The organism is Nonomuraea sp. NPDC052116 (genome assembly GCF_040680035.1).
GTDB classification, from domain to species: Bacteria; Actinomycetota; Actinomycetes; order Streptosporangiales; family Streptosporangiaceae; genus Nonomuraea; species Nonomuraea angiospora_A.
In genome coordinates, this window is sequence record NZ_JBFAWA010000008.1 from 121651 (window position 1) to 144350 (window position 22700).

The following is a 22700-nucleotide window of genomic DNA, read 5'->3' on the forward strand; positions in this document are numbered from 1 at the left end:
TAAGGAGCCGACCATGAACCGTGCCCTGGCAGTCCTGGGCATCCTCGCCGTCGCGACGACCGCGTGCAGCGGCAGCGGCGGCGGGAACGTCCCAGGCATGAGCACCGGATCCGGCCCGGTCACCGTCCGCTGGTCCACCTGGGGATCGGCCGAGGACATCAAGCTCTACGAGAAGTTCACCGAGGACTTCGAGAAGCGCCACCCCGACATCAAGCTCAAACTGGAGCCGGTCGCCAAGTACGAGGACTACCACCCCAAGCTGCTGGCCCAGCTCACCAGCAAGACCGCCCCCGACGTGTTCTTCGTGGGCGACGACAACATCGGCAAGTTCGTCTCCGCCGGGGTGCTGACCCCGCTCAACGACAAGCTGGCCGGCCCTTCCTCCAAGAGCAAGCCCGAGGAGTTCTTCGAGGGCATCTACGGCGGCGCCAGGAAGGACGGCCAGATCTACGGCGTCCCCAACGACACCAACCCCGAGGTGCTCTGGTTCGACAAGAAGGCGCTCAAGGACGCCGGGATCACCGAGGACCCCGCCGCGCTCAACGAGGCCGGGCGGTGGACCATGGCCACGTACCTCGACATGAACGCCAAGCTCAAGGCGGCGGGCAAGGCCGGGTCGATCTTCTGGAACTGGTACGGCTCCACGTACTCCATGATCAACGGCTTCGGCGGGAAGGTCTGGGACGGCGGGAAGTTCGTCGCCACCACCGACCCCAAGGCACGCCAGGCCCTGCAGGCCCTGGCCAAGGGCTACCAGGACAAGACCTTCCTCAGCGCCGACCTGCTGCCCGACAGCAACGGCCCGAGCACGCAGTTCCTCAAGCACGAGGCCGGCTTCTACGCCGGCGGCCGGTGGATGATCGACTCACTGAAGAAGGGCGGCGAGCTGGACGACTACGACATCGTGCCGTTCCCCTCGCAGACCGGCCGGCCGATGCCCGGCGCGGTGGCCGCCTCCTACCTGGCGCTCAACAAGGACACCAAGCTGCCCGAGCAGGCGTTCACCTTCCTCACCGAGTTCGTCGGCAAGGAGGGCCAGCTCATCAGGCTCAAGGGCGGCGCCGCCGTGCCGTCCGTGAAGGGCGCCGAGCAGATCGTCCTCGCCGACGGCTATCCCGCCCACGCCCAGACCTTCCTCGACGTGCGTGACGCGGGCTTCGCGAACTATCCCGAGGAGGTCGCCGTGCCCGGCCTCACCGCCGACATCAACGAGCACCTGATGAAGGTGTGGACCGGCAAGGTCGGCTTCGACGAGGGCATGACCCAGCTCCAGAAGCTCGTCGACGGCAAGCTGGGCTAGCCGTGACCGTCCTCGCACGGGCCCGGCCCCGCACGCTCCACCGGGCGCGGCCCGTCCGCAACCGCGACGGCTGGTGGGCCGCGTTCTTCCTCGCGCCGCAGGTCGCCGCGCTGCTGGTGTTCCTCGTCTTCCCGCTCGGCTTCGCGGTCGTGCTGGCGTTCATGCGCTGGGACGGGCTCGGGCAGAAGGAATGGGTCGGCTTCGACAACTTCGCCGCCCAGCTCTCCGATCCCGAGTTCGGGCTGGCGGTGTGGAACACGGTCAAGCTGGCGCTGCTGACCGTGCCGTTCGGGCTCGTCTTCGCGCTGCTCATCGCGGTCGCGCTGAACAACGTCAAAGGCGGCGGCTTCTACCGGGTGCTGTACTTCCTCCCGGTGGTCACCAGCTCGGTGGCCGTCGCGCTGATGTGGCAGATCATCCTGGCCGGCAACGACTACGGCGTGCTGAACTCGTCGCTCGAGCGCTGGTTCGGCATCAGCGCCCCCGACTGGCTCGGCGACCCCGGCTGGGTGATCGTGGCCATCGCCGTCGTGACGATCTGGTCGTCGCTCGGCCTGAACGTGGTGATCTTCCTGGCCGGGCTCCAGACGATCCCGCCGCAGATCGTCGAGGCCGCCCGCATGGACGGCGCGGGCAGCCTGCGGATCTTCCGCTCGGTCACGCTGCCGCTGCTCTCGCCGACGATCTTCTTCTCCACCGTCGTCGCGGTGATCAGCTCGTTCCAGGCCTTCGACCAGATCTACGTGCTGGTGGACCCGGAGGACAACGAGGGCGCGAGAACGATCGTCTACCAGGTCTACGAGCTGGGCTTCAAGGACTTCCAGTTCGGCATGAGCAGCGCCGCCGCGCTGATCCTCCTGGTCCTGACGCTGCTCGTGACGCTCGTCCAGTTCGCGGCGCAGAAGCGCCTCGTCCACTACGACTCGTGAGGGGGCCGGAATGCGACCCAGGCAGGTAGCCCTGCACGCCGGGCTCACCCTCGGCGGGCTGGCGATGCTGTTCCCGTTCGTCTGGATGCTGCTGACGTCGTTCAAGGGCGTGCGGCAGATGCTGAACAACCCGCTCGACTGGCTGCCCGACCCGTGGCGCTGGGAGAACTACCCCGACGCGCTCGGCGCGGTGCCGTTCATCACCGCGTACTGGAACAGCTTCTACATCGCCGCGCTGAACGTCACGCTCACGCTGCTGACCTCGGCCATGGCCGCCTACGCCTTCGCCCGGATCAGGTTCCGCGGCTCCGGCGTGCTGTTCGTGGTGTTCCTGGCCACCCAGATGGTGCCCGCGCAGGTGACGGTCGTGCCGCTCTACCTGATGCTGGCCAGGTTCGGCTGGATCGACTCGCACCTGTCGCTCATCGTGCCGAGCATCGCGAACCCGTTCGCGGTGTTCCTGCTGCGCCAGTTCATCAGGGCCGTGCCCGTGGAGCTGGAGGAGGCCGCCAGGATCGACGGGGCGGGCCGCTGGCGCTGCTTCTGGAACGTTGTGCTGCCGAACATCCGCCCCGGCCTCGGCGCGCTCGGCATCATCGCCTTCCTCGCGTCCTGGAACTCCTTCTTCTTCCCCCTGATCTTCCTGAACTCGCCCGAGCTGGCCACGGTGCCGCTGCTGCTCAGCCAGTTCTCCGGCCAGCGCACGGCCGTGGACTACGGGCTCATCCTGGCCGCCTCCGCGATCGCCGTCGTGCCGACGCTCATCGCGTTCCTCATCGGCCAGCGGAAGATCATCAACTCGATGGCCGCTTCCGGCCTGGGAGGTCGCTGATGCCGGACCTACGCGAACGCCCGTTCACCGACCGCGGCTCGCGGCTGCTGGTGATGGCGGCGGACGACGGCTCGCTCTGGATCGCCAGAGCCCTGTACGAGACCAGGCTCGCCGACACGAAAGTGCTCACCGGCCTGCGGATCCTTTCGGGGAGCGGCGAACTGCCCGTGTTGCGGGTGCTGCCGGACCGCGTGGAGTTCGCGGGCGGCGTGGCCATGGCCTTCGCGGACCCGGACACGCTCGTCCTGACCGGCGCGGGCGTGCGGGCCGTGTGGGACGGCGGCGAGGCCGTCATCGACGGCTGCCTCACCCTCGTCGGCCCGGAGCGCGCGAGGCACGACGCGGCGGCGGTGCTCGACGCGGCCGCCGCACGGTGGCGCGACTGGTTCGCGCGCATGCCCGCCGTGCGTGCGGACCTGCGCGAACGAGCGGAGGACGCGTGGTGGACGCTGGCGGTGAACCTGGTACGGATCCAGGGCCGGGAGTCGCTCGTCCCCTCCAAGTACGGCTACGTCGGCCTGTGGAACTGGGACTCCTACTTCCACGCCATCGCGCTCAGGCACGCCGACCCCGCCCTGGCCAGGGAGCAGATCCGCATCCTGCTCGACCACCAGCGCCCCGACGGCCTGATCCCCGACGTCGTACACGACCACGGCGCGCTGGCCGAGACCACGGACCTGCCCCGCTCCGACCTGGCCAGGCTGGCCGAGCACGTCGGGGGCGGGCCGATCGGGGACGCCGTTCCCGTCACCAAGCCGCCGCTCACGGCCTGGGCGGTGTGGAAGATCCACGAGGTGGACCCCGACCCCGCCTTCCTCGCCGAGGTGTACGAGCCGCTGGCCCGCTCCCAGGAGTGGTGGTTCAGGCACTCCGATCCGGACGGCGACGGGTTGGCCGAGTACCTGCACCCGTACTCGTCCGGCCTGGACGACAGCCCCATCTGGGACGGCGGCCCCCGCGCCGAGCCGCCCGACCTGAACGCCTACCTCGCCCTCCAGTGCGACCGCCTGGGCGACATCGCACAGGCGCTCGGCAAGGACGCCGCGCCGTGGCGAGCCAGGGCGCAGGCCCTGGTGGACCGCATGATCGCGCGCCGGTGGAACGGCACGAGGTTCGCCACCGTGGTCGGCGGGCGCGAGGCGGACGTGCGCACCCCGCTGGAGCTGATGCCGCTCTTCACCGGGCGGCTCCCCGCGGGGATCGCGGACCGGCTGGTCGCCGGCCTGCGCTCGCCGAGCTTCTGGGCCGAGCGCCCGGTGCCGACCGTCGCCTTCGACGACCCGAGATTCGACCCCGAGGCCATGTGGCGCGGACCGGTCTGGCTGAACGTCAACTACCTGCTCATCGACGGCCTGCGCCGCTCGGGGCATCAGGAGACGGCCGCCGAGCTGCGCGAGCGCACGCTGGCCATGGTCCGCGACGGTGGCGGCCTGCACGAGTACTGGAACCCGCTGACCGGCCGTCGCGCGGGCCGCGCGACGACCGCCTTCGGCTGGTCGGCCGCTCTCTTCCTGGACCTCGCTCAGGAGAGCTGATTTGATGGATCTTTGTTCACCAGGCCAGCTCGGGAGGATCCGTGGTGAGCAAGAAGGAGCGAGACGACCCCGACGACTTCGGCGGGATCGGTTTCGGCCGCATGGCCGCCGTCCTGGCCATCGTGGCCTTGGGGCGCCCCTGGGAGACGCTCAAGGAGCTCTTCGGGTTGATCCGTCGGCTGGGGCGTCGGGTGCTCAGGCTCGTGCTGGCGCCCTTCCGGCTGGTTGCCTTGATCGTGTGGTCGCGTACGGCAGACCGACGCCCCACCTTCGAGGATCACCTGCACGGTGAGGACAGAGATCTCTCGTGACAGGCTGGGAATCAGCCGGCGGCGAAGTCCTGGGTCCAGTAGATCTGCCCCTGCGCGTCCTTGGCCGCGCCCACCCCGATGAGGGTGTACGAGCAGTTCATGATGTTCTTCCGGTGGCCGTCGCTGTTCATCCAGCCCTTGACCACCTCGGCCGCCGACCGCTGCCCCATGGCGATGTTCTCGGCCAGGGTCGAGCCGGTGAAGCCGGTCGCACGAATGCGGTCGACCATGTCGCGGCCGTCCTGGGAGTCGTGGTCGAAGTAGTCGTTCTTCGCCATGTCGGCCGAGTGCCCGAACGCCGCCCTGCGCAGCCGCGCGTCGTGCTTGAGGGGGTCGCAGCCGCCCTTGACCCGCTCGGCGTTGGTCAGCCGGACGACCTCCTTCTCCAGCGCCGTGCCGACGGCCTTCTTCGTCTCGGAAACCGGCGGCGCCGTATCCCGCGTCGTGGGGGTGGGGGTGGGGGTGGCGCAGGTCAGCTGTACGGCCTTGGACTTGGCGGTGCCGCCCCGGTAGTCGGTGGCGACCGCGTAGTACGTGCCAGGCTTGCAGGGCAGCTTCAGGGTGATGCGGTCCTTCTTGGTAGCGCCGCTTTTGACGACCCGATCGTCGCCGGGGACGGCGCGCATGACTCGGATGCGCAGCAGCGCCGGACGCACACAACCGCGGCGGACGGCCGAGGCCTGGATCCTGAGCGCGGAGATGCCCGGCCTGGCCACGCTCACGCGGCACTTGTCCGATTCGGAGGTCGGCTCGGGAGTCGCCTCCTCGGTCTGCGCCGGTGGGGTGGTCGGCGCGGTCATCTCGGGCGCCGCTCCGGCCGCCCCGCCGGTGGACGGGGCGCAAGAGGCGAGGCCGGCGACGACGGCGAGTACCCCAAGGGGTCGACGCATGAGGATTTCCTCCGGTGGAGGGAGACGCTGGTGGTCCCGCATTCTGCCGGATCCATTACCGACTTGTCATGACAATACGGACATTTCGCCCTGTGAGTAATCTCAACCACCGGCCGGTTCAGCGTGCCGGGCGGGCCGCCTCCATCGCCGCGGCCACGGCCGCGGCCGCACGTCCGATGGCCTTCGTCCCGGGCCGCGGGCCGCTGTAGCTGAACGTGGCGGTGACGTTGGACATGCGGAACACCATGTTGGCCACGTACGTGCCGTTCGCCCGGTAGACGGACGCGAACGACTCCTCGCCGACCACCGGAGTGCGGGTGAACGCGATGTCCGGATGCTCGTCCCGCTGATCCTGAAAGGTCTGCTTGATGCCAACGAAGTTGGCCTTGGCCCCCTTGAGGGTGTCGACCCGGTAGAGGGAGACGGTCGCGTAGGAGCCGTTGGCGCCGAAGTACTGGCAGATCTTCCGGTCGAGATTGTCGCTCTGAAGCTTGCTGCCGAGCAGCGTGCGGACCTGCGCGGCGGTCAGCACCTTGCAGGAGTGCAGGCCGGTGCCGAAGAGCGGTTTCCCGGCCGGTGAGGACGACACGGGTTTGGACTGCGTTGTGGTGTCGCCGGCCGACGTCGGCTCGGCGCCCGTACTCTCTTCGGGACGGGTCATCCCCCAGATCACCGCGCCCGCCGTCAGGGAGAGCGCGAGAGCCAGCGCGCCGCCCACGACGGCGAACCGGCGCCACGTGGGTGCGGGCCGCCGCCGAGAGGTGGGGCGGGTGGCCGCGGGAACGTCGCCCTGGGCCACCGCCTGCAACCACGCCGCCGCCTGCGCGGGGCCGCAGCGTTGCCGGGGGTCCTTCGCCAGCAGCGCGGCGAGGACGGGCGTGAGCGAGCCGGCCCGTTGCGGGGGAGCGGGCTCGTGCAGCAGCACGGCCGCCATCACGGCCGCCGAATTGGGGCCGGTGTAGGCGGTTCTGCCCTCCACCGCCGTGTACAGGGTGGCTCCCAGCGACCACAGGTCGGCCTCCGGGCCGTCGGCCTCGCCACGCAACCGCTCCGGCGCGATGTAGCCGGGCGAGCCGTTCAGCAGGCCGGTCTGGGTCAGCGCGGCGTCCCCGGCCACGGTCGCGATGCCGAAGTCGGTCAGCAGCACCCGCCCGTCCTGGGTGAGTAGAACATTGCCCGGCTTGACGTCGCGGTGCAGGACTCCCATCGCGTGCGCGGCGGCCAGCGCGTCGAGCACGTGGCGCCCGACCCAGGCGGCCTGGGTGGGCGGCAGCGGCCCGTCCTCGCGTACGATCCGGTCGAGGGAACGGCCGTTGACCAGCTCCATCACGATCCACGGCCGGCCGCTGTCCATGACGACGTCGTGCACCGTGACGATCGACGGATGCGAACGCAGCCGCGCCGCGGCCCGCGCCTCACGCAGGGTCCGCTCGGTCAGCTCGGCCCGGGACGCCTCGTCCAGATCGGCGGGCAGCCGCACCTCCTTGACGGCGACCTGCTGCCGCAGCAGTTCGTCGACGGCTAGCCACACCGTGCCCATGCCGCCCTGGCCGAGCTGCGACATCAGCGAATAGCGGCCTGCCAGCATCATCGTCATGCCGTCGCCATGCGGCAGGACGCGTCATCGTCGCATAAGCGGGCCTTCCGCGGTCTGGACCCGGCGGGCGCGAGTTTCTTCACTGGCTGTTCCTCCAGAGATGAGGGTGTCGCATGGGTCGGTCGTACGAGCCGACTGCTGTGTCCCGGAACCGGGCCTGCGGCGAAGCCCGCGTTGGGAAGGGCACAACGTAGCACGCGCGACGCCGCTTCTCCTTCCGCATGCCTTCCGTCTCGGACATCCTCCCGTTTGACGAACCCCCGATCCCGGATGTTCGTCAAACGGGAGGCTCATTCGCGTTCGGGGGAAGGAAGGATCTTGTTACAGTTCCAGGTGCTCGGCCCCATGAGAGTGCTGAGAAATGACACGGAGATCCCGATCAAGGCTCCGAAGCAGCGTACGGTGCTCGCACTTCTCCTCAGCAGGGCCAACCAGGTCGTGTCCATCGACCGGCTGATCCAGGAACTGTGGGATGAAGAACCGCCTACGTCCGGCAAACAGACGCTTCAATCACTCGTCTCACGGGTCAAACGCTCATTGGAGTACGGGGGTGACAGCACGCCGCGTGCGGTGATCGGCCATCCGAACGGATACGAGCTCGTCCTGCCCGACGCCACCTGCTTCGACATGCTGGCCTTCGACGACGCCGTGACCCGGATCCGGGCACGGTCCTCCATGGGATACGACCAGGACGTCACGGCATGGATGGACCGAGCTCTGGGACTCTGGCGAGGCGCCCCCTTCGGCGACGTTCCCGCGACGCCGGTGATCTCGGCGGAGGCGACGAGGCTTGAAGAGGCACGGCTGCAGCTGCTGGAGATGCGGGCCGACATCCGGCTGGCCTGCAACGCCTATGAGGAGATCGTCGTCGGCCATCGGGCGTTGCTCGCCGAGCACTCGCTGCGCGAGCGGCTGTGGGGACAGCTCATGCTCGCGCTGTACCACACCGGCCGCCGGACCGAGGCGCTCAAGGCGTACAGCGAGGTACGTGAGCTGCTCGCACGGGAGATCGGCGTCGAACCCGGGGGAGAGCTGCGACGACTCCACCGGCAGATGCTGGACAGCGCCGTGCCTCCTCCGGAACCGGGCACGACGTCCGATCCGCGCCCCGCGGCTCTGACCGCGATCAGCCGGGCTTCGGCGGTCCTTCCCCGTCAGCTACCGCCCGATCTGGCGCATTTCATCGGAAGGCGGGAGGAGCTGGCCGGGGCGCGTGACCTGCTTCGCCATGCCCGCACCCGCAAAAGGGGCACGGTCATCGCGGTCTCCGGCATGGCGGGGATCGGGAAGACCATGTTCGCGCTCCATCTGGCTCATCAGGTGCGGCACCGGTTCTCCGACGGGCAGCTCTTCGTGGACCTCCACACGTCGGAGTCCCGGCCGCTCGACCCAGGGGAGGTGCTGCTGCGCCTGCTGCGGTCCGCGTATTCGAGGTATTGCCCCGTTAACGCTTGCCGACTACGGAGAGTGCCCATCGCAGCCGCCCGGTGCTCGGTTCGGCAACGGCGGTCGATCAGCCGCGAACTCGTCGATCCTTGAGGTCCCGCACGGAGGCCGGTGCGAGGTTCGCGTCGAAGTACGGGATCAGCAACGGGCCCAGCGTGGCCGCCATCAGCAGGTCGCTCGGCTCGATGGCGCGCCGATCACCGTCGAACGGCACCCCCAGCGTGCTGACCGCGCCCGTGGCCGGGGACCTGACGACGATCTTCAGCATGTCGTCGATGCCGTTGCGGCGCAGGAAGGTGTCGGCGAAGTCCCGCTCCGGCTCGGTCGCCCGCAGGCGGAGCCGTCCGAGGGTCGCCACACCGTGGCGGCTCAGGCAGGCGATCCCGTCGCGCGAGGCGAACGGATTGTTCCAGCGCCAGCGCTCGACGTACTCCTCCACGAAGTCCGGCCGGAACATGGTGAGGTACTGCTCCTCGCCATTGCGTCCCAGCGCCAGATATGCGGGGTTCTCGGCCACGAACGCGTCGATCCACCCGAGATGTACGGCCACCGCCTCGGCCAGCACCGGATAGAGCTCCCCCTCCCGAGCCCCGGCCACTTGCTCCAGCACCTTGATGAGCCTTCGGTATGCCTGCTGTTCCACGGATCCGCCATCGCACTCGTTGATCGCTTCGGGGGAGCAGCCGGTATGGCGGGCTGCGGCGTTCTCGCCTGCTCAAGGATTCCGTAAGGGGCGGCCGTTCATCCATTACTTGGCCAAGGAATTCGCTTCAAAAGCCCATGTCCCAAGGCACTTCCCGGTCGCGGGTGATGACAGATCCGGCAAATGCCTCAATCTCGTCCGGCCGCCCGCGTCCTCTTAACGAGGGCTCGTGCAAGGCAGCCGTCCCAGCGAGTTGGCGCCGATATACAGCTCTCTTTCCTCGGGGAGCAGTGTACGTCCGACCGTGGCACAGGCGGCTTGCAGCATTTTGTCCTCGCCATACTCCCAAACCACCAGCCTCGCGCCTCTCTCCGGACTGGGCTCCGTCACCGCGACCAGCCTTCTTCCCCGGCTCAAGAAGGCAATCCCCGTCCTGACCTCACGTCGTTCCAGAGGCGCCTCTATCTTTCCGATATCCGATCCGGTATTGAGGTCGGTCAGGACAACCGCTCCGTCCGAGCGCAGCCGGGCGACTGTTCCCGTCCGGCTGGCCCAGAGCCCGTTCACGTAGTGCCCGTTTTCGGGGAGCACGCGGATCAGCTTGGCCGTGCGGGCGTCCCTGATCTCCAGATCGCCGGTCACCCGTTGGATGAGGAGATGCCCCTGAGCGAAGGCGACACCGACCATGGTGTCGCCCCGGACCAGCAGTTCCTGGCCGGTAGCCATGTCGATGACGCGCAGAACATCCCGAATTGCTCCCGCCGTGGAATCTTCAATGGCCACCGTCATCGTCTGTGGGTCGATGTGAGCGGGCCCGCGGTCGCCACGCTCCTGGCTGAGGTTCTTCTGGCGGTCAGCAGAGTGCGGGACTGTTCGGACGACGCGGCCCGTGCCGGGATCGATGAGGACGATGTCGCCTGAGTCAGGCACGATGACGATGCCGCGCCCGTCCGATGTCCAGGCCGCTCCGAGAATGGATTCCTGGCCCGTGTCCCAAGCTCCGGCGATCGGCCAATCGGGGGCAGGGGTACGAATCTCGATTTCGCCGCCGTACTTGATCAGGAGGAGTCTCTTTCCGTTGGGACTCCATACCGCGTGGGCATACTTCCCCTTGATCCGCCTGTTCCGGAATGGAGCGCTGCCGACGCCGGCGAGAATCGTCTGGCCCGATTCGCTCGTCACCAGAACGTCGTCCTCGCCCTCTCGCACCGCGAGGGCAGGCCCGTTGCACGCCATGCAGGACCACTTCAGCGGGATGGGCATGCGTTGACTCAGGCGGGTCACCTGATTGAGATCCCATATCGCCAGGGTTCGCCCTGAGGCGGACACCAGGCGGTCCGAGCCGCCACCGAGGAAGGCGAGTCCCGTGTCGTTGATGGAACTGCTTCCCGTCAGGACCTCCGGGTTGGACGGCTCGTTCTTGGAAGTGGTCGAGACATGAATTCTTCCGGTGTCGGCCACGGCCAGTCGCCTGCCGTCGGCGCTGATCGCGAGTGCATTGGGGCTGGCTCCTGATGTGACTCCGGCCAGGTCGCCGTCGGACAGGGTCGATATCGCCGAATCGGTTCTCCAGATCGGCACCCTGGTCTCGCCCCACGCCGCTGCGAAGTGCCGGCCTTTCGGGGAGATGGCCGTCACCGACGGCGTGTCGACGCGTACCCAACCGTGAGCGGCAGAACGGATGGTCACTGCCGGCAGCGACCACCGCTCCCACGCGGTCAGGCCGTTATAGATGACCGCTTCATCGTCCCCGGCGAAGACGATCTCGCCGGACCGGGTGGACAGGTCCAGTTCGGACCTGGCCGTATGTGATCGGTCGCCGCTCTCGTCGTACACGACCACCCGTGACGGATAGGCGGAGGTGTCGCTCCCGGAGTAGCCGACGACGACGTACCGGTGCGTGGGACTGACGCCGACTGCGGCGGGCCGGAACCCGTCCGGCCCCGGAACGTTCCGAGCGCCAGCCTCCCTCCGCCACAGTCGCACCGCCGCTCCGTCCGTGAAGACGACCGTGTCGCCGATGGCGTCCACGCCGACGTCTGTGATCGGTCTGCTGAGCCGGCCGATGGCCTGGCCGGCGGCCGTGCTGAGATCCCAGAGCTGTACGTTGCCGTCCTGCGCGCCGGTCACCAGGAAGCGGCCGTCGGCCGAAGAACCCAACGCCGTCACGCGCGATGAGGCGTAGAGGTACTTGCTGAGATGCGGGCTGGAGGTGGTTGCCTGGAAGAGCGCGTCCTTCGTCTGGGGGTTCTGATCCAGTTCGTAGGCGGCCACCGCCAGGAGCTGGGCCGTGTCCAGGCGCGTCGTCAGCAGCGCCTCCGCTTTGGCGGCCAGCTGCCGGGCCAGATTGACCCGATCACGTGCCGCGACGTTGTTCCGCTGGTCGACGGCCACGACGGCGGCGGCGCTGGCCAGGAGCGAGAGCACGGCGAGGAAGACGACCATGGTGGTACGCCGCCTGGCGGTCCTGCGTTCCTGGGCCACGGAGGCCGTCAGGAACGCCTTGACGACGGGGGCCAGATCGTCTGGAGCTGCCCTTGCCGCCCATCTGTTGGCGACGGCCAGGCGGCTGCCCCGATAGAGCCTCGACGAGTCGCGGAACTCTCGCTGCCACGCGGTCGCGGCCTCCTCCAGCTCTTGCTGGACGAGCTGCCCGGCGCGATCACGGTCGATCCAGCGCCGCAACTGCGGCCAGCTCCGCAGCAACGCCTCGTGCGTGATCTCCACTGCGTCGTGGTGCTGCGTGAGCAGCCGAGCCTCGGTGAACACGTCCACCACGGTCGCGGCCAATCCAGGGTCGGCGCCGGTGCCGATCAGGTCCGTACGGGACAGCCGCCGCCTGGAGTCGTCCGTTCCGTTCCCGATTCTGGTCAGTCGCAGGAACAGCGAGCGCGCCATACGCTTCCCGGCCGCGTCCAGAGCGTTGTAGGCACGATCGGCCGTCGTGGCGATGGCGTGCTGGATCCCGCCCGCGACCTCGTAGCCCCGCACCGTGAGAGTGGCGCCATTGCGCTGCTGCCAGCAGGCTCTCAGAGCGTGAGCCAGGAGGGGCAGCCTGCCCGCCTGATACCCGCCGAGCCCGTCGCCGTCCGCCCCCAGGTCACGCAGCAGCAGTTGCAGCAGGCCAGGTTCGACGTCCAGTCCGACGTCCTGGGCGGGAAAGACGATGGCCTCACTGACCTCCTCAACCGTCATCGCGCCGACCACCAAGGGAGCGTCCTGCAAGGCCGTCTTGATGGCAGGGAAGTCGGCGCACGCGGCGTAGAAGTCCGCCCGTACGCCGAGCACGACCAGCGCCGGTCCGTCGGCGCGCGGAGCGGCGATCCGGCTCAGCAGTTCGACGAAGGTGCGTCGCTGTTCGACGTCGCCGCAGAGCGTGAACAGCTCTTCGAACTGGTCCACCACCATGACCAGGCCGTGGCCGCCGGAGAGCCGGTCGTCCAGCAGGGTGACGCACGATTGAGGGTCGCCGACCAGCTCTTCGACCGAAGGAGATCGCGCGAGGAGCGGCACGAGGTGCGTGGCGAGCGCGTGTACAGGTCTGGCGGTGGGGGTGAACAGGATCTTCGCCCATTCGGCCGAGCCTGGCAACGCCCCGTCCTCCAGCCTGGGCAGCAGGCCCGCTCTCAGGAGCGACGATTTCCCCGCTCCTGAGGAAGCCACGATCATCTGTGGCCCGCCCGTTCGCTGACGTCGATCGAGGCGATCGATCAGGTCGGCGGTGAGGCGGTCGCGGCCGAAGAACCATCGAGCGTGTTCTCGGGTGAACGGAGCCAGGCCCGGATAAGGGCACTCGCTGACGACGGATCCCGGCTCCGTACGGGTGCGTGCCCCGTCTCCGTAGTGGAAGTGCTGGTCTCGACCCGCTTGGTAGACCTTGCCCTGTCCGCTGGCGTGTGCTCGCAGTTGAACGTCCTCGTGATGCGCGGGCGCATCCGGCGGCACCTGGTCCGGGGAGTCCATGGGTGACCGCCTCTCTCGAAATGGGGCATCACGCCAACGGTAGAGTCGCCGTACGAAATGTGCGCCGCCGGCCCGAAATGGCTGCAGGTAATTGCCATATTCAGGGTGGCCATAATAAATCGGGAAAATGCGTCCCATACGTCGCCAAAGCGAAACTCCCTCTCCTCTCGGCCGCCTTGTGGATACTCTCTAGCGTGCGGATCGAGCGGTCGGCGGGTGAGGGAGACTGCGTGCTGGACCAGCGGAATCATCAAGGGAAGTTCGCCGAGGACTATGTGAGGGTGCTCGCTTCGGCCGCGGGCCTTCTCGTCTACAAGGACGATCTCGACCATGACGGCATCGACCTGGGATTTCGATATGCCGGACGAGCGGGGTACATCTCCTCGCCCGCTATCGAGGTACAGGTCAAGTCGTGGTCGAAGCCGCTGAGCAAGGGCCCGGATCTGCAGTTTCGCGGGCTGAACGAGGTGCAGTACAACAAGCTCGTCGCCGGTCCGTTTCTCGTTCCCCGTTACCTTTTCCTCGTCGTGGTCCCACCGGAGAGCGACCGATACGCACGCGTGGAGACCGAGGGGCTGACGTTGAGCCGGCTCTGCTACTACCGCGGGTTCGAGGGGGAGCGGCCCATCGCCTCTCCCAGCGCCAAACGGCAGGTCCCCATCCAGGTGCCGTTGGGGAACGTTCTCACGGTCCGGGCGTTACGCGAGCTCGTCGGAGCGCCCACGGGACCGCTCGCCTGATGAGGAACGTGTCAGTCGCCGATGTCAGCAGTTATCTGGCCGCTACCGGCTGGGTTCGCCAGCCGGAGGGCTGGAGGGGTGCGGCTGTCTGGGTGCATGAGGGCGATCACGAGATCCTGGTGCCCGGAGCGGACCACCTGGCCGACGGACCGCGGCGTCTCAGAGAGACCCTTTCGCTGCTGGCGAGGGTGGAGGGCCGCTCTGCTGAGGACATCGCATCCGACATCAGCTCGCCCATGGCCGATGTCCAGTGGTATCGCGCACCGATCGTCCCCATGGATGGGGAGTTCGGGCTGGTGGACGCGGTCACAGCCCTCAACAGCGCGCACGCCGCCCTGAGCGCGGCGGCGCGTGCCGCTCTGGACGGACCCCGGCCGGTGTTCGACGGCACAACCCCCAAAGCAGTGCGTGATCTGCTCGCCCGCGTCTGGATCGGACCGATCGTGCCGTCAGCGGACCTCCTCACGGTACGCATCCCCTTGGACGGGGATAATTCCGGCGATCCTCCGCTGGCGCGCCGCACCTTGACCCTGCTGCAGCGCGCCACGCTGCTCCTGCGCGAAGCCAGCGCCGAGGTACGCAGAACCGGCGACATCAGCGTCTTCGACGACACGGTCCGGGACGGCGTGTCGGCCGACCTGTGCGTCGCGCTCGCGCGATTCGCCGGCACCGATCCCGGGACCCGGTTCGAGGTCGGCTTCCGCTGGGCCCGTGCGCTGCCCTCCGAGGTCCCCGCGCGGACGGTGGTCTTCGAGGCCGAGACCGGCACCCTGTTGCGCCGCGTCGCCCACAGGCTGCGGCGCCTCCACCGCGAGAGCGCCTCGGTCACAGGCCTCATCGGCACGCTCTTCGACAACGGCGGTGCGGACCGGTTCCGTGTCCACGTACGCGGTGAGGTGGCCATCGGGGACGGCGAGCCACGCGGCTCCATCTGGGTGCGCCTGCCCGACGAGGCGGCCTACGACGTGGCCGTTGAAGCGCACCGCAACCGGACCCTCGTGCGTGCGGCCGGCACGCTCAAGGACGTCAACGGCCGCCGGGAACTCATAGCGACCAGCTTCCACACCGTTGTGGACGATCGATCCGAGGAGAGCTGATCATGAAGAACACCGCCTTCGGAACCCGGGAGCGGGCCTTGCTCCTGGGGCTGATGACGCTGGGCGGGACGGCGTCCAATCCGGAGCTGCTAGCCCATGTCGGGGACAAACTCGACGGGGAGCCCCGGCGCCGGGTGAACAAGCTCGGTCTCGTCACAAGCGAGAAGCCGGGCAGGTCCTACCACCACACGCTCACCGAGGACGGTTGGGCCTGGTGCGTGACAGAGCTGGAAGGTTCGGCTCCGGAACGCGGAGGATCGCTCGGCCGCACCCTTTACGGCGTCCTCCGCATGATCAAGGGCTACCTCGACGCCGCGGATCTGAGCCTGGCCGAGTTCGTCGTCAAGGCCCGCGAAGGCGGGGCCACCGCTCCGGACGATCCGACCAAGGCGATCCGCGACGCCTACTGGCACCTGGCTCGCGAACCACAGGACTGGGTGCTCCTGACACGCCTGCGCGCACAGCTGGGAGACGTCCCCCGGGAGGAGGTCGACGAGGCGCTGCGGCAACTGGAACGACTTCCGGACGTCCATCTCGTACCGGAGGCGGACCAGAAGACCCTGACCGACGAGGACAGGGAATCGGCCGTCGTCGTAGGCGGTGTGAGCAAGCATCTGCTGGCGATCGAGGCGCGATGAACGAGACCGAGGAACGGGCACTACGCGCGATCTCCAGAGTCCTCAACTGGGCGACCACGGCCGAGCATGCCTGGAACCCGCCGCCCTTCCACATCGACGGGATGCATCCGCGGGCGGAACAGTTGATCCTCGACGGTATCGACGAGGCGTCCGCGGCCTCCCGGACCAGCCCGCTCGGCGTCGTGATCCAGGGTGAGGGAGGCGCCGGCAAGACTCACCTTCTCGGCTGGGTCAGGGGCAAGATCGCGCAGGCCGGCGGCTACTTCTTTCTCGTGGACTTCAGCGCCGGAGACGACTTCTGGCATCGGACCATGAGCGCGATGGTCGAGGACCTCGGCCGTTCGGCCGCGGGCCCGGACAGCCCGAGCCAGGCGATGGTGGCCCTGCGTGCCCTGGCCGTTCTCGCGGGAGCCGAGGACCGGATCGGGGCAGCCGTCGAGCGCGGGACGGGCATCACCCGCGAGGACCTCGATGCTCTGGTGAACGGTCTGGTGGCCCGGAACAGGCAGTTGCTACGGTGCCGCGACACCATCCGAGCGCTCGCCCTCTACGCCGTCGCCTCGGGCCCGGCCCTTGACGTCGCCTTCGACCACTTGATGTCGACCGAGGAGGCGGAGGAAGGCGACCGCGCAGCCTGGGGAATGAGCAAAGCAGTCAAGAAGCCGCATGACATCGCGGTCGAGCTGTCGATGATCCTCGCGCTGACCGGCCCCAGCGTCATCGCGGTGGATCAGATCGACGCGCTCCTCGAACACTCCCGCGCGGGCGGCGCCCCGGACTCCGTCACGCCACCGTTTGACGCCAAGCCGCGCAAGGACGTGATCGACGAGGTCGCGAGCGGGCTCATGGCCCTGGTGCACGCCACCCAGAGAACGTTGTGCCTGGTGGCCTGCCTGCCCTCGTCGTGGAATCTGATCAGGAACCGGGCCATCGGCACGGCGCAGGACAGGTTCCGGCCTTCCTTGATCCTCACCACGATCGCGAGCGCTGACATCGCCCGGAACCTGGTTGAGCGAAGGCTCGCCGTGGCCTTCACGCATGCGGGCTTCACCCCTCCCACTCCCGCCTGGCCCATCGCCCCTGCCGCGTTCGCGACAGCGCCAGGTCATACGCCGAGGACGCTGCTCCGCCTCATCAGCGCACATGTCGCGACATGTCGGGCGGAAGGCGAAGTACGTCCGCTGGAACGTTTCGATCGAGAAGAGCCGGTTCCCGCGGTGGCGCCTGTCGCCGAGACCGTTCTCGTGCCGGAGACGAACCTGGCCCGGCTCGACGCGCGGTTCGCCGACCTGTACGGACGGGCCGACGTATCCAACGCGTTCGATCCGGAACACGAGGACGAACTCGCCCCGCCCTTGCTCGCCGCGGGTCTCCACGCCTGGATCACGGAGCAGGACAAAGCGGGCGAGGCCTTCTCCGTCGATCCGCCGCCCGGCCGCCGGCCCAGCCTGCACGCGAGGTTGCGGCAGGCACTGGACCCCAATTCCGAGGAGCAGCGCCACTGGACGTTCCGGGTGATCGGCGCATCGCATCACAGAGCAGCACTCAAGCGGCTGAACGACGGCATCGCGGCGTCCGGCCTGGGGCCGGAGATGCCCGACCGGTGTTTCGTCGTGCTGCGGAATCTCGCATGGTCGGACGGGCCGGCCACGCAAGCCTGCCTGACCCAGCTCAAGGAATGGGGCGGGCTGTCACTTGCCGTACGGGGTGACGACCTGCGCGTCTTCGAGGCGTTGCGGCAGCTGGCGGCCGATGAGGACCCGGAGTTCGAGACCTGGCTGCGTGCGCGCCGTCCGGCCGGCGGCACCGAGTTGCTCGGCAGCCTGTTCGGCGCGCTGACATTCCCCGATCCGGCACCGCCGCAGCCGTCGACGGCGGTATCCGAACGCCCGGCGAGGACCGTTCCGGAGGTCACGGGCGACCGCACCGCGGTCATCCCGGTCGGCAGGCGTCTGGACACCGGCGCCGATCTGGAACTGAAGCTGAGCCTCCTCACCCGCCACACGGCCGTGTTCGCCGGATCCGGCTCCGGCAAGACCGTGTTCCTGCGGCGGCTCATCGAGGAGTGCGCGCTGCACGGTGTGTCGTCGATAGTGCTCGACTCCAACAACGACCTCGCCCGGCTGGGCGATCCCTGGCCCAGCCCGCCTCCTGGTTGGAGCGACGAGGACGCGGACAAAGCAGCGCGCTACTTCGCCGAGACCGAGGTCGTGATCTGGACCCCGGGCCGTTCTCGTGGACGCCCGCTGACTTTCCAGCCGCTCCCCGACTTCGCGCCCGTGCTCGATGATCGTGATGAGCTGGACTCAGCCCTCGGCCTGGCCGTCGAAGCGCTCGCCTCCCGGGCGAACGTGGACGGGGCGAGCGCCAAGGCCCGCAAGGGGAAGGCCATCCTCCGCCAGGCGTTGGGTCACTTCGCCCGCTCGGGCGGCGGCGACTTCACCGCGTTCCTCGGCCTTCTCGCCGCCCTGCCGCTGGAGGTCAGCCAGATCGACCGCGCGGACCAGATCGCCGCCGAACTGGGACAGCTCCTCACCGCCGCGACGATCAACGATCCGCTCTTCGCGGGCAGCGGTGAGCCGGCCGACCCTGAGCAGTTGCTCAGCCCGTCCGGGGGCAAGCGGGCCCGCGTCTCCGTCATCAGCTTCATCGGTCTCAGTGACCAGGCGAGACCAGGATTCGTCAATCAGCTCCAGATGGCCCTGTTCTCCTGGATCAAACGGAATCCGGCGCGCGGCCGTCCCCTCAACGGCCTGTACGTGATGGACGAGGCGCAGGCCCTCGTACCGGCGACACCGAAGACCGAAGCGCTGGCCAGCACGCTGACCTTGGCCTCACAGGCCCGCAAGTACGGCCTCGGCCTCGTCTTCGCCACCCAGACACCCCGCGGTCTGCACAACCACATCGCGGGAAACGCCACAACTCAGTTCATCGGGAGAATCAACAGCCCCACGCAGATCGAAGTGGTCAAGGGGTTGGCGCGGGCCCGCGGAGGCCACGCCGACCGGGTCGGACGGCTGGATACCGGGCAGTTCTACGCCGCGAGCGACGGCATATCCGAGGTGCTCATCCGAGGACGCCAGTGCCTGAGCCATCACCCCTCGGATCCACTCACCGAGCAGGAGATCATCGAGCGGGCATCCGGCTGACGCCGGACCGGCGTACGAAGCGCCGGGTCGTCAGGTCGACAGCAGGCCGTGGGAGAGCTGGTCGGCGGCCCAGTCCTCCCACTGCGCCGTGGTCCACCCGCATTCCCGCCTCATCACCAGGAACAGATCCGGCGACAAGATCCCGACGGTGACGTCGGTCGCTCGGTGCTCGGTCAGGTCGGGCCGCAGGGCCTGCAGGCGGCCCAGGATGGCGACGACCTCCCCGTGAGCGGTGTGCCGCTGCCCGCTGTTGGCAGCCCATTGGGCGGCCATGTCAGAGTCGCCGGCCGCCGCGTCGCGGACCACCGCCAGGACGGGGGCGACCCGGTCGAGGATGGCCCCGCTCTGGTGCACCCATCCTTGTACGACCTCCACCGGGTCCTGCGCCGCTTGCAACGCGGCGAACCAGGGCCGTTGGAGGAGCGGCACGGGCTCGTCGTCTCCGGCGGAGGCGACGTCGACCACGTGCTTGAGCAGCTGGCTCTTGGTTCCGTAATGGAAGTACACCGTTTGCACCGACACCTCGGCCGCGTCGGCGACCAGCTGGAAGGTCGTTCCGGCGTAGCCCCGCACGACGAACAGCCCTTGGGCGGCGTTCACGATACGGCTTCTGGTCTGTGCCGAGCGCCGCTTCGGGCTCTTGACGTCTTCCACCGACTTAGAGTACCACTTTAGAGTATGACCTTAGAGTGGCACTACAAAAGAGGTGGGGCATGGTGCTCTTAGGCGGGTTCCACCACGTCAAGCTGCCCGTCGCCGGCGTGCACAAGAGCCTGGAGTGGTACCGGCGCGTGCTCGGCCTCGAGGTGGCGATCGAGTTCGTCGAGGACGGCGTGCTGCGCGGCGTGGCACTGGTCGATGCGGACCAGACGCTCATGATCGCGCTGCGTGAGGAGCCCGAGCGGGCCGCCGGGTTGAGCGGGTTCGATCCGGTCGCGTTGGCCGTGCCGACCTTGCAAGCGCTCCACGCCTGGTCTGATCACCTGGACGCGCTCGGTGTGGAGCACTCCGGCATCGCCGAGGGCAGCGTGGGATGGCTGATCGGCGGCATCATCGACCCCGACGGCATCGAGATCCGGCTCTACACCCGGCAGAGGCGGCCATGAGCGCGCTCCACCTGCCGGCCGGCGCCGGTGTCACCCATCGGTTTCTCGGCACCACGATGACCGTGAAGGCGGGGGAGTCGGAGACCGGCAAGGCCCTGACCTTGATCGAGCAGGAGTGCCCGCCGTACTTCGCCACTCCCTGGCATGTGCACCAGCACGACGACGAGGCGTTCTATGTGCTGTCGGGGACCGTCCGGCTGTACTGCGGCGACCGGACCTGGCAGGCCGGCGCCGGCGCCTTCGTCCTGCTGCCTCGCCACCTGCCCCACGCCTTCGCCAACCGCCAGGACTCGCCGCTGCGCCTGCTCCAACTGACCTGGCCCGCCGGCTTCGAACACTTCGCCGCCGACATCGCCGCCCGTGACACCGACCCTGGCCTGCTGGCCGAGGTGGCCGCCCGCCACGGTTACCAGATCATCGGTCCACCACCGGACACCACCCCGTGATCTGCCCTCGGCTCCGGCGCCCGCGCTCGCTTCGCCGCCATCTTCGTCAAGAACCCCGGCTAGTCGCGGTCTCGGTGGCCGACCCCGGCCGCGTGCCGTAAAGCCGCCATCTGGACCAAGGGACACGCGGGTTTCGGCGCCCGAACCGAGGCGCCTGCCACGCATCCGTCAGCGGCCGGTGGATCCGTCGATCTGCTCGCGGAGGATGTCGGCGTGGCCGGCGTGCCGGCCGGTTTCTTCGATCATGTGCACCAGGACCCATCGCATCGACGGCGCCGGCCCTGGACGTGGGGCTCGCGGGGCGGGAAGGGCCAGATCTGGGCAGGCGTCGATGACCTGGTTCGCTCGCTCGACGGTCTTGCGGTAGTCGGCGAGCACACCGTCGAGGGTGTCTTCCGCGGACGGTCGCATGGTGGCGCGCCAGTCGCCGACGTCCTCGCCGAGGAAGTAGAACCGTTCGACGAACGCCAGATGCTTGAGCAGCCCGAGAAGGTTGGTGCCCGAAGGCACTCCGCCGGTTCGGACCTGCGGTTCGGGTGCGCCCGCGACCTTGTCCGCGACCGCGTCGCGCAGATAGTCGAGGAAGCCCCGCAGGGTGGCCTTCTCGTCGGCGCCGGTCCGCGGAGGCTTGGTGTCTTTGGATCGCTGCGCGCGGCTTGCCGGCATCGAGTCGCTCCGTTTCGACGTGACGTCGTGTGGTGTGGTTCGGGCGGTCATCCGGCGGTTCGCTGGATGAGCAGGATGTGGTCGATGACGGTGGCCGTCTGGCCGGCGGGTCCGGTCGCCCGGCGGTGGGGCATGTCGGCGCGCAGGACGGTCCAGTGCGCGGGGTCGAGATCGAGTTCGGCGGCGATCTCGGTGGGTGTGGGGTGGTGGAGGTCGGGGTCCTGGTTCCACGACCAGGGAGCGGTGGAGCCGTGGTCGACGATCAGCAGCAGCCCGCCGGGGCGCAGGGCTTGCGCGGCGGTGCGCAGGACCCGGCTTCGGAGCAGCGGGAACGGGGTGTGGAAGTACTGGGCGGAGACGAGGTCGAACCGACCGGCCGGGAAGCTTCGGGCCAGATCGTGCTGTTCGGTGGTGACCCGGCCGGCGATGCCGAGTTCGCGGGCGCGTTCCCGGACCTGTTCGACGGCGGTGCTGGAGATGTCCACGGCGGTGACGTGCCAGCTCCGCCGGGCGAGCCAGATGGCGTCGCCGCCTGCGCCGCAGCCCAGATCCAGAGCGGCGCCGGGGCGCAGCGGCGCGGCGGTCTCGGCGAGCAGCGGGTTGACGCGCGCGTCCCAGGTACGGCGGGTGCGGTAGTGCCGCTCCCAGAACAGCTCGGCGTCCTGGTCGCCCGCGACGTCGGCGGTGGGGTTGCGGTGTCGGGTGGTGTCCACGTGAGGTGCCCTTCGTCGGCCGGCGTGATCCGGAAACGCCGGTGGTGTACCGGCAGCATCGCCGCCGTCATCGCGGACTTGCAAGGAAAGTTGCGGATCCGCATCATCGACGGCATGGACACCTCCGAAGACGTTCTGGCCGGAGTCGGGCCGCGGCTGCGTGCCCTGCGCCGGGCACGGGGCACCACGCTGGCGGCGCTGGCGAACGAGACCGGCCTCACCGCGAGCACGCTGTCCCGTCTCGAGAACGGCAGGCTCCGCCCGACGCTGGAGCAGCTGCTGCCGCTGGCCCGGGCGCACGACGTACCGCTCGACGATCTCGTCGCGGCGCCGCCCACCGGTGACCCGCGCATCCACCTGCGGCCGGTGCGGCGATCCGGGCTGGTGATGGTGCCGTTGACCAGGCGCGCCGGCGGTGTCCAGGCCTACAAGGTGATCTATCCGCCCGCCGGCCGATCGGCCACGATGAAGCTGCAGACCCACGAGGGATATGAGTGGTTCTACGTCCTCAACGGACAGGTCAGGTTCGTGCTCGGGGAGCAGGAGTTCCTGGTCGGTGTGGGCGAGGCCGTGGAGTTCGACACCCGCATCCCGCACTGGATCGGCAGCGCCGACGAGCGGCCCGCGGAGCTGCTCACCCTGTTCGGCGCGCAAGGAGAGCGCGCCCATCTGGCCCCGTCCAGGCACTGACCGTCGCGG

At 68.8% G+C, this 22700-nt stretch carries 20 protein-coding genes; 13 read left to right on the forward strand and 7 right to left on the reverse strand.

Annotation, left to right across the window (positions count from 1 at the left end):
* Positions 1–13: 13 nt before the first annotated feature.
* The 5 genes from AB0L65_RS17255 to AB0L65_RS17275 are packed head-to-tail and all read left to right on the forward strand — an operon-like array spanning position 14 to position 4907.
* Complete coding sequence (locus tag AB0L65_RS17255) at positions 14–1300, forward strand: sugar ABC transporter substrate-binding protein (RefSeq protein WP_364246066.1); 1287 nt, start codon at positions 14–16, stop codon at positions 1298–1300.
* 2 nt (positions 1301–1302) lie between these two features.
* Positions 1303–2229 carry a sugar ABC transporter permease gene (locus AB0L65_RS17260; protein ID WP_363983432.1) on the forward strand — a complete coding sequence of 309 codons (927 nt, stop codon included), beginning with the start codon at positions 1303–1305 and terminating at the stop codon, positions 2227–2229.
* 10 nt (positions 2230–2239) lie between these two features.
* Positions 2240–3061 (forward strand): carbohydrate ABC transporter permease, encoded by an 822-nt coding sequence (locus AB0L65_RS17265; RefSeq protein WP_364246068.1) that lies wholly within the window; start codon positions 2240–2242, stop codon positions 3059–3061.
* Positions 3061–4596, forward strand: coding sequence for a glycogen debranching protein (locus tag AB0L65_RS17270; RefSeq protein WP_364246071.1), 1536 nt, complete (start codon positions 3061–3063; stop codon positions 4594–4596). The genes AB0L65_RS17265 and AB0L65_RS17270 overlap by 1 nt, the downstream gene beginning before the upstream one ends.
* Before the next feature lie 44 nt (positions 4597–4640).
* Entirely contained in the window at positions 4641–4907 is a 267-nt protein-coding gene (locus tag AB0L65_RS17275) for a hypothetical protein (protein ID WP_364246074.1), read from the forward strand.
* A gap of 11 nt (positions 4908–4918) precedes the next feature.
* Here AB0L65_RS17275 and AB0L65_RS17280 read toward each other — a convergent pair whose 3' ends face one another.
* Together AB0L65_RS17280 and AB0L65_RS17285 are read right to left on the reverse strand one after the other, a co-directional pair.
* The gene (locus AB0L65_RS17280) at positions 4919–5797 is read right to left on the reverse strand and encodes a CAP domain-containing protein (protein ID WP_364246077.1); all 879 of its coding nucleotides are present in this window, start codon (positions 5795–5797) and stop codon (positions 4919–4921) included.
* A 118-nt stretch (positions 5798–5915) separates the two neighbouring features.
* Positions 5916–7394: a protein kinase gene (locus AB0L65_RS17285; RefSeq protein WP_364246080.1), complete on the reverse strand. Its 1479-nt coding sequence runs from the start codon at positions 7392–7394 to the stop codon at positions 5916–5918.
* Between the two features lie 345 nt (positions 7395–7739).
* On the opposite strand from AB0L65_RS17285, the gene AB0L65_RS17290 reads away from it, so the two are divergent.
* Positions 7740–8933: a BTAD domain-containing putative transcriptional regulator gene (locus AB0L65_RS17290; protein WP_364246083.1), complete on the forward strand. Its 1194-nt coding sequence runs from the start codon at positions 7740–7742 to the stop codon at positions 8931–8933.
* On the opposite strand, the gene AB0L65_RS17295 is transcribed toward AB0L65_RS17290, so the two are convergent.
* Together AB0L65_RS17295 and AB0L65_RS17300 are read right to left on the reverse strand one after the other, a co-directional pair.
* On the reverse strand, positions 8908–9483 hold the full coding sequence (locus AB0L65_RS17295) for a hypothetical protein (protein WP_364246086.1): 576 nt from the start codon (positions 9481–9483) through the stop codon (positions 8908–8910). The two genes, AB0L65_RS17290 and AB0L65_RS17295, sit on opposite strands and share 26 nt — an antisense overlap.
* Positions 9484–9699: 216 nt before the next feature.
* Positions 9700–13584 carry an AAA family ATPase gene (locus AB0L65_RS17300; protein ID WP_364246089.1) on the reverse strand — a complete coding sequence of 1295 codons (3885 nt, stop codon included), beginning with the start codon at positions 13582–13584 and terminating at the stop codon, positions 9700–9702.
* 56 nt (positions 13585–13640) lie between these two features.
* Between AB0L65_RS17300 and AB0L65_RS17305 the strand changes: the two genes are divergently transcribed.
* The 4 genes from AB0L65_RS17305 (at position 13641) to AB0L65_RS17320 (ending at position 19070) form a co-directional block, all read left to right on the forward strand.
* A complete protein-coding gene (locus AB0L65_RS17305) occupies positions 13641–14186 on the forward strand; it encodes a DUF4365 domain-containing protein (protein ID WP_364246092.1) in 546 nt (181 codons plus the stop codon).
* A gap of 92 nt (positions 14187–14278) precedes the next feature.
* A complete protein-coding gene (locus AB0L65_RS17310; RefSeq protein ID WP_364246094.1) occupies positions 14279–15283 on the forward strand; it encodes a hypothetical protein in 1005 nt (334 codons plus the stop codon).
* Between the two features lie 2 nt (positions 15284–15285).
* Positions 15286–15921, forward strand: coding sequence for a hypothetical protein (locus tag AB0L65_RS17315; protein ID WP_364246096.1), 636 nt, complete (start codon positions 15286–15288; stop codon positions 15919–15921).
* On the forward strand, positions 15918–19070 hold the full coding sequence (locus AB0L65_RS17320) for a DUF87 domain-containing protein (protein WP_364246099.1): 3153 nt from the start codon (positions 15918–15920) through the stop codon (positions 19068–19070). The genes AB0L65_RS17315 and AB0L65_RS17320 overlap by 4 nt, the downstream gene beginning before the upstream one ends.
* Before the next feature lie 30 nt (positions 19071–19100).
* On the opposite strand, the gene AB0L65_RS17325 is transcribed toward AB0L65_RS17320, so the two are convergent.
* The gene (locus tag AB0L65_RS17325) at positions 19101–19724 is read right to left on the reverse strand and encodes a TetR/AcrR family transcriptional regulator (RefSeq protein ID WP_364246102.1); all 624 of its coding nucleotides are present in this window, start codon (positions 19722–19724) and stop codon (positions 19101–19103) included.
* A gap of 59 nt (positions 19725–19783) precedes the next feature.
* Here AB0L65_RS17325 and AB0L65_RS17330 point away from each other — a divergent pair, with 59 nt between their 5' ends.
* Positions 19784–20176, forward strand: coding sequence for a VOC family protein (locus tag AB0L65_RS17330; RefSeq protein ID WP_364246104.1), 393 nt, complete (start codon positions 19784–19786; stop codon positions 20174–20176).
* A complete protein-coding gene (locus tag AB0L65_RS17335) occupies positions 20173–20622 on the forward strand; it encodes a cupin domain-containing protein (protein WP_364246107.1) in 450 nt (149 codons plus the stop codon). The genes AB0L65_RS17330 and AB0L65_RS17335 overlap by 4 nt, the downstream gene beginning before the upstream one ends.
* A gap of 168 nt (positions 20623–20790) precedes the next feature.
* On the opposite strand, the gene AB0L65_RS17340 is transcribed toward AB0L65_RS17335, so the two are convergent.
* Together AB0L65_RS17340 and AB0L65_RS17345 are read right to left on the reverse strand one after the other, a co-directional pair.
* On the reverse strand, positions 20791–21288 hold the full coding sequence (locus tag AB0L65_RS17340; protein WP_364246109.1) for a DinB family protein: 498 nt from the start codon (positions 21286–21288) through the stop codon (positions 20791–20793).
* Positions 21289–21335: 47 nt separating this feature from the next.
* Positions 21336–22001: a class I SAM-dependent methyltransferase gene (locus AB0L65_RS17345; protein WP_364246111.1), complete on the reverse strand. Its 666-nt coding sequence runs from the start codon at positions 21999–22001 to the stop codon at positions 21336–21338.
* A 114-nt stretch (positions 22002–22115) separates the two neighbouring features.
* Here AB0L65_RS17345 and AB0L65_RS17350 point away from each other — a divergent pair, with 114 nt between their 5' ends.
* Positions 22116–22691 carry an XRE family transcriptional regulator gene (locus tag AB0L65_RS17350; protein WP_364246113.1) on the forward strand — a complete coding sequence of 192 codons (576 nt, stop codon included), beginning with the start codon at positions 22116–22118 and terminating at the stop codon, positions 22689–22691.
* Positions 22692–22700 lie beyond the last annotated feature (9 nt).

Coding starts and splice junctions, on each gene's coding strand:
- AB0L65_RS17255 (WP_364246066.1), top strand. CDS start 14: ATGAACCGTGCCCTGGCAGTCCTGGGCATCCTCGCCGTCGCGACGACC.
- AB0L65_RS17265 (WP_364246068.1), top strand. CDS start 2,240: ATGCGACCCAGGCAGGTAGCCCTGCACGCCGGGCTCACCCTCGGCGGG.
- AB0L65_RS17270 (WP_364246071.1), top strand. CDS start 3,061: ATGCCGGACCTACGCGAACGCCCGTTCACCGACCGCGGCTCGCGGCTG.
- AB0L65_RS17280 (WP_364246077.1), bottom strand. CDS start 5,797: ATGCGTCGACCCCTTGGGGTACTCGCCGTCGTCGCCGGCCTCGCCTCT.
- AB0L65_RS17285 (WP_364246080.1), bottom strand. CDS start 7,394: ATGACGATGATGCTGGCAGGCCGCTATTCGCTGATGTCGCAGCTCGGC.
- AB0L65_RS17290 (WP_364246083.1), top strand. CDS start 7,740: ATGAGAGTGCTGAGAAATGACACGGAGATCCCGATCAAGGCTCCGAAG.
- AB0L65_RS17300 (WP_364246089.1), bottom strand. CDS start 13,584: ATGGGACGCATTTTCCCGATTTATTATGGCCACCCTGAATATGGCAAT.
- AB0L65_RS17315 (WP_364246096.1), top strand. CDS start 15,286: ATGAAGAACACCGCCTTCGGAACCCGGGAGCGGGCCTTGCTCCTGGGG.
- AB0L65_RS17320 (WP_364246099.1), top strand. CDS start 15,918: ATGAACGAGACCGAGGAACGGGCACTACGCGCGATCTCCAGAGTCCTC.
- AB0L65_RS17330 (WP_364246104.1), top strand. CDS start 19,784: ATGGTGCTCTTAGGCGGGTTCCACCACGTCAAGCTGCCCGTCGCCGGC.
- AB0L65_RS17335 (WP_364246107.1), top strand. CDS start 20,173: ATGAGCGCGCTCCACCTGCCGGCCGGCGCCGGTGTCACCCATCGGTTT.
- AB0L65_RS17340 (WP_364246109.1), bottom strand. CDS start 21,288: ATGCCGGCAAGCCGCGCGCAGCGATCCAAAGACACCAAGCCTCCGCGG.
- AB0L65_RS17350 (WP_364246113.1), top strand. CDS start 22,116: ATGGACACCTCCGAAGACGTTCTGGCCGGAGTCGGGCCGCGGCTGCGT.